Here is a 2,500-nt window from a genome sequence, read left to right as displayed (position 1 = left end):
TCAGGTTGATAGGTTCGAGGTGGAAGCATGGTGACATGTGGAGCTGACGAATACTAATAGATCGAGGACTTAACCATATAATATGTAGCAATGTTATCTAGTTTTGAAGGAATATGCCTTCATAGTTTGGTGATGATGGCAGAGAGGTCACACCCGTTCCCATACCGAACACGGAAGTTAAGCTCTCTAGCGCCGATGGTAGTTGGGACCTTGTCCCTGTGAGAGTAGGACGTCGCCAAGCAAGCTTAAGACGAGTCAGAATGACTCGTCTTTTTTGTGTTTCTAACTTCTTATTAGCCTCGAGTTATCCTTTTGTATTCAATTTCTTTCATCATTTTCGATGTGTAGTTTCAGATTTTATATTTTATTTTTTGTGGAAGCAATCTATTGGTGTGTTAAAATAGTACCGTTATTTTTTGAGTGCTTTAATATAGGGATATTTAATTTTTAAAAAGGAGATAATATGAAAAAGATAGGTATAATTACTATAGTAGTCTTAATCCTTCTAGCGATTGTGTATATGTTAGTTGGAAATTATTTTTATAACTATGCGTTGAATGCGAAACAAGAAAAAGAATTTTTGGAAGATAATCCTCATTTAGTAGAAACGGTAAATGCATCGGGAGATGCATTGGCTACAAATGAAGAGAAGAATGCGAACTTCGTATCAAAGTATAAGCCTAACACATTAACTATACGTTCTTTCGATAAACTGAATTTAACAGGTTATGAATATATGAATGAACAATCTAGTCATAAATGGGCGATTGTAGTTCATGGATACAATGGTAGGGCATCAGAAATGACGAAATATATTCGCAACTTTTATGAACAAGGCTATAATGTCATAGCACCAGATCTTCGTGGGCACGGGAATAGTGAAGGGGATTATGTTGGTATGGGCTGGCATGATCGTAAAGACATTTTGATTTGGATTCAACAAATTGTAAAGAAAGATCCTAATGCTGAAATAGCACTATTTGGTGTTTCGATGGGCGCGGCAACTGTAATGATGACTTCAGGTGAGGATTTACCTTCTAACGTTAAAGTTATTATTGAAGATTGTGGGTACTCAACTGTTGTTGATGAATTTACGTATCAATTAAAAGATCTATTCCACTTGCCGAAGTTTCCTGTTATGAATGCGGCAAATACAGTTACAAAATTAAGAGCTGGATATGATTTAGAAGAAGCTTCAGCTATTAAACAAGTTGCAAAAAGTAAAACACCGATGCTATTCATTCATGGGGATGCGGATACATTCGTTCCTTTTGAAATGTTAGATGAAGTATATAATGCTGCAAAAGTAGAAAAAGAGAAATTAATTGTTCCAGGTGCTGGACATGGAGAAGCTGAGAAGATAGATTCAAATACGTATTGGAATACCGTATGGAAGTTCGTGGGAAGATATATTCAAGCATAATTAGATTTATATATACGATAATCAGAAGGTAATACTTTTGATTATCGTTTTTCTATTTATAAATTTATTTTAGGTTGTAGTATTTAAGGCTTGAAGCATAAATTTTTGAATTCCTTAGTGCCAGTGCTACAATGATTGAAAACTACATGTTAATGAGGTGTTTCTATGAAAATTGAAGTATGGTCAGATTTTGTATGCCCGTTTTGCTACATTGGGAAACGTAGATTAGAAGTAGCTTTAGAGCAATTTCCTCATAAGAAGGATGTTGAAGTTGAGTTTAAAAGTTTTGAATTAGACCAAAATGCTCCAATCTATTCTGGAACAAGTATTAATGAAGTACTTGCATCAAAGTATGGGATTAGTATTGAAGAAGCGAAACGTAATAACGTGCAGCTAGGTAATCATGCAGCTAGTATGGGTTTAAGTTTTAATTTTGATGAGATGAAGCCGACGAACACTTTTGATGCGCATCGTCTTGCGAAATTTGCAAAGGATCAAGGGAAAGAAAAAGAGATTACGGAAAATCTACTTTTTGCATATTTCACTGAATCAAGAAATTTAAGTGATGTGGATACGCTCGTTACTATAGCTGAAGCTTCAGGTCTAGACAAACAAGAAGCTTTACAGGTTATTAATGATAAAAGCGCATATGCAAATGATGTTAGAGTTGATGAAGCGATTGCTCAGCAATATCAAATTTCAGGAGTACCTTATTTTATTATTAATCAAAAGTATGCTATTTCAGGTGCACAACCACTTGAAACTTTTGTTGGTGCACTTCAGCAAGTGTGGGAAGAAGAGAATCCTGTACCTAAGTTACAAGAGCTTTCTTCAGAAGGTGGAAGCGATATGTCTTGTACAGATGAAAGCTGTTCGGTACCTTCAAAAGAACAATAGTTTTTATGATGGAAAGCAACCCATAGAGTATTATATGGGTTGCTTATATATTCTGATAGAAGAGGTATGTAAATAGGGTTTTAAAAAAATGAAGTTTTTTTAAAAAACGTATTGACGATTAATACTTAGAGGTGTAATATAGAACAAGTCGCCGATGACAATAACGTCGAAAGCGACAAA

Annotated in this window: 2 protein-coding genes and 2 rRNA genes (1 of these 4 only partly in view); all 4 read left to right on the top strand. The window is 34.9% G+C overall.

Annotated elements, in window-relative coordinates; all coding sequences use genetic code 11:
- A 23S ribosomal RNA gene (locus QCI47_RS26615) occupies positions 1 to 77 on the top strand; it begins 2,846 nt to the left of the window's first position.
- Positions 78 to 125: 48 nt separating this feature from the next.
- Positions 126 to 241, top strand: a 5S ribosomal RNA gene (gene rrf, locus QCI47_RS26610).
- Between the two features lie 222 nt (positions 242 to 463).
- Positions 464 to 1,423: an alpha/beta hydrolase gene (locus QCI47_RS26605; RefSeq protein ID WP_000719448.1), complete on the top strand. Its 960-nt coding sequence runs from the start codon at positions 464 to 466 to the stop codon at positions 1,421 to 1,423.
- Between the two features lie 165 nt (positions 1,424 to 1,588).
- Entirely contained in the window at positions 1,589 to 2,320 is a 732-nt protein-coding gene (locus QCI47_RS26600; protein ID WP_309423438.1) for a DsbA family oxidoreductase, read from the top strand.
- The last annotated feature ends 180 nt before the right edge of the window (positions 2,321 to 2,500 follow it).

The organism is Bacillus cereus group sp. RP29 (assembly GCF_040459765.1).
GTDB lineage: Bacteria > Bacillota > Bacilli > Bacillales > Bacillaceae_G > Bacillus_A > Bacillus_A paranthracis.
The sequence above is the reverse complement of the archived record's forward strand: the minus strand, read 5'-3'. Positions and strand labels throughout refer to the sequence as shown.